General features: G+C 52.3%; 6 protein-coding genes and 1 pseudogene. All 7 read left to right on the forward strand.

Features of this window, described 5'->3' with window-relative positions:
• Window positions 1–298 (forward strand): hypothetical protein (locus C5O24_RS14360; RefSeq protein WP_107681885.1); only part of this gene is annotated, 298 nt, incomplete at its 5' end.
• Between the two features lie 56 nt (window positions 299–354).
• Entirely contained in the window at window positions 355–750 is a 396-nt protein-coding gene (locus tag C5O24_RS11945) for a hypothetical protein (RefSeq protein WP_133165570.1), read from the forward strand.
• Window positions 750–1,166 (forward strand): hypothetical protein, encoded by a 417-nt coding sequence (locus tag C5O24_RS11950; RefSeq protein WP_107681887.1) that lies wholly within the window; start codon window positions 750–752, stop codon window positions 1,164–1,166. The genes C5O24_RS11945 and C5O24_RS11950 overlap by 1 nt, the downstream gene beginning before the upstream one ends.
• A gap of 20 nt (window positions 1,167–1,186) precedes the next feature.
• Window positions 1,187–1,693, forward strand: coding sequence for a phage tail tube protein (locus C5O24_RS11955; protein ID WP_107681888.1), 507 nt, complete (start codon window positions 1,187–1,189; stop codon window positions 1,691–1,693).
• 105 nt (window positions 1,694–1,798) lie between these two features.
• Complete coding sequence (locus tag C5O24_RS11960; RefSeq protein ID WP_133165571.1) at window positions 1,799–2,347, forward strand: hypothetical protein; 549 nt, start codon at window positions 1,799–1,801, stop codon at window positions 2,345–2,347.
• 89 nt (window positions 2,348–2,436) lie between these two features.
• On the forward strand, window positions 2,437–2,586 hold the full coding sequence (locus C5O24_RS14115; RefSeq protein WP_161553900.1) for a hypothetical protein: 150 nt from the start codon (window positions 2,437–2,439) through the stop codon (window positions 2,584–2,586).
• A gap of 125 nt (window positions 2,587–2,711) precedes the next feature.
• Window positions 2,712–3,249, forward strand: a pseudogene (locus tag C5O24_RS11965) (hypothetical protein); the annotation flags it as partial.

Consider the following 3,249-nt stretch of genomic DNA (forward strand, 5'->3'; position numbering starts at 1 on the left):
AACAACCGGGGAAGCGTGGAAACTCCACGGTTCATGCCGGGAAGAAACCAAGGGAAAGGGAACGCAGATACAGGCGGCGAACGGTAGGTTTATAACATTCGCTTCCCTTATCCAACTTCCGGCGGGAACGGAGCGCGTAGGATTGGGCCAGGAAGTGGCCGCAGCCGACCGCGAACTGCTACCGTCAGAGCTTACCGACGAAGCCTTACAGGACGCACAGGCGGAAGGAGCAGTTAGGATTATTGGCGAGTGCTTGAAATTCGATAAAGGGCGACTTCATTGTAGGCTATGGGTATAAGCGCGAACTTCAATATTAACGACATAGACGCGACCTTTAAGGCGTGGTTAGCCGAAGTGGATAGGCAGCTAATAGAAAGCCTTACCCGCGTAGGCGAAGAAGCCGTAAAGTTAGCGAAGATGATACCGCCGGAACGTGGCTTCAAAGACCGCACGGGAAACCTACGCTCATCTATTGGCTACGTCGTATTGGTGGACGGTAAGCCCGTAAACGTGGCTTTTGCCGCAGTCAAGGGCGGACATGCCGGAGTTAACGAAGGGCAGCGGTTAGCCTTACAAGTGGGAAGCAAGACCGAAGGCTACGCTTTGGTAGTCGTGGCGGGTATGAACTACGCCGTTCACGTCGAGAGCAAAGGCCGCGACGTATTGACTTCCGCCGAAAAATTTGCCGAAAAGGAGGTAGCCAAACACTTAGCCGACTTAGTTACGAACATTAAAAACGCCTTCAAGTAGTGAAACATTGCAGCAGCATAGACACGGACGACATCCTCTACAAGTTGGTACAGGAAGCCGTTACTTCCGGGAAAGTCAAAATTTCCGGGGGCGTATTCGTCCAAGGGGAGCGACCCGACGACAGCGAAGCGGAAGACATCGTAATAAACACGATAGCCGTAACGCACGAAAAGCCCCAAACGGGTACTTCCAACGTGAATATCTTTGTTTCCGACAAGAAAGTAAAGATACGCGGACGGGAACAGCGCAAAGCCGACCGGGAACGCCTACGCACCATTGGCGACGCGCTTGTAGCCTATTTGGACGAACAGAACGTAGCCGACTTAGAATATTGGATTGAGAACGACACCACGATAAAAGAGATTGAGGTAAAGCAGCACTACCGCAATTTGAGAATAAGCTGGAATATACATTAACAATTTAACACCATACCCCTATGTCTACTATAACATTAGGTTTGTCGGCCATTCTCGGCAAGACAGAAGAACCCGCAAATGGCGACTTCAACGAAACGGACTATACCCGTTACGGCCTGACCTACCAAGACACAGCGAAGATGACACAGGAAGACGGCGAGGAAACGGAGTTTTACTCCGAGGAAAACGACGACCCGGAAGAAATCATAACCAAGCCCGGGAAAACTACGTTTGCCTTTTCCATCATGAACCCCGACCTCGCCTGTCTTAAACGTCTTTTCGGCGGCGAAATTGCGGCAGACATTTACGCCTACCCCGACGCTACCGCCGACATTGAAGAATCGCTTATCATCATTCCGCGCAAGGGCTTGAAGTTTCAAGTTCCCCGCGCCAAGATTAAGGCGAAGTTCAACGGCGAATTTTCCAAGAAAGGCCTCCTTCTTCTTGAAGTTACCGCCACCGTTCAGAAGCCCCATACCGACGGGCTTAAAAAGTTGTACGTTACCGTCATCAAGAAGACGACCTAACCGAGCAGCCCCGCACATTTACACCAAACCCGGAAGGCCCCGCTACATTGTTCCGGGGCCTTCCCAATTATTAAGACCATGCCACAGGACGACAAAATAGAAGCGTTGAACCGTGAACAAGCGGAACTGCGCAAAATGATAGGCGAAGGGGTGGACTTCGATATAGAGGTAACACACTACCGCCGCAAGCCCGGTTTTTGGGGCTTCTTCCGTCGCCGGGAGAAGATAACCGAAACGAGGGCGTACAAGATTAAAGAACCGACGTTAGCCACCTTAGACCGTCTTAGCCTTCTTTGGCTTCAAATGGAGATAGACGAAACCAAGTTAGGCGACGACGATTATTTACGCACCGCCCGCGCTTTGGCAAGCAAGGAAGCCGCCAAACTTGCCGAAGCGGTAGCCGTCGCCGTATTGGGCGAAGACTACTATATAGCCACCTACGACGGCACGACCTACCGCCGGAAGGAAGACAAGAAGGCTCTACGCGACCTTACACGGCTTTTCTTCCACACCCTTAAACCTTCCGAACTTCTTACTTTGGCGATTATAGTAACCAACGTAAGCAATTTAGGGGATTTTGTAAACTCTATGCGGTTGATGAGCGCAGCGCGAACAAGCGACCCGGAAACGACACGTATAGAGCAACAGGGTTAAAAAGTCCACAAGGCCGCCGGGGTTCCGTCTGCGCTCACTTCGGTTGGACATTGGACTACTTGCTACACGGTATTTCGTGGGGCGAGGTTTTGAGAATGATGATAGACGCGCCCGGCATTGACGACAAGGGCAAGGGAAGCACCACCCCCGGAACGTCCGGCGGCGACGATACCGAAATAGCCCTTACCGACGACAACGCCGAGCAACTTATGAACCTTATAAACAGCAGAAACCGATGAATATTCAAGGCGGCGGGCTGTCGTTTGACATTTCCGGTAACAACAAGCAACTTATTAGCGTTCTTAACGAGAGTAAGAAGGCTATACAGGAGTTCCAAGGCGCGGCCGTTTTAGGCGGTAAGCAGATGGACGGGGCCTTTACACGCGCCGCCCAAGCCATAGACAAAGCCTTTGCACAAATAGACGTGGTAGTAGACACCAATAAGGCGGCTATTGCCGAGTTGGAAGCCGAATACAAGCGGCTCGGTGTGGAAGCGTCTAAGGCACTTTCGGCAGGGCATAAGGAAGAAGCGGCAGCCCTTCAAACCAAACAAGCCCAACTCCGCGAAGAAATAACCCTACGCCAAACCGTCATAGACGAAGCCGGAAAGCAAGCCGACGCACTTCTACGCGAGGAACAGCAGTTAAGGAAGGCAGAGGAAGCCGCCCGAAACAACGCCAACGCCCAAATTTCGTTAAGGACGCAGCTCCGCAACGTCCGGGAGCAGTTAGGACAAATGGAAGAAGCCGGGCTACGCGGAACGGACACCTTCCGAAAGTTGCAACAGGAAGCCGGGCGACTTGCCAACGCCATAGGCGACGCACAGACACAGGCCCGAATATTTAGCCACGATAACGCCGGGCTTCAAGGAATGATAGCCGGACTTAGTGGCGTAGCCGGAG

This window comes from Paramuribaculum intestinale (assembly GCF_003024925.1).
Lineage (GTDB): Bacteria > Bacteroidota > Bacteroidia > Bacteroidales > Muribaculaceae > Paramuribaculum > Paramuribaculum intestinale.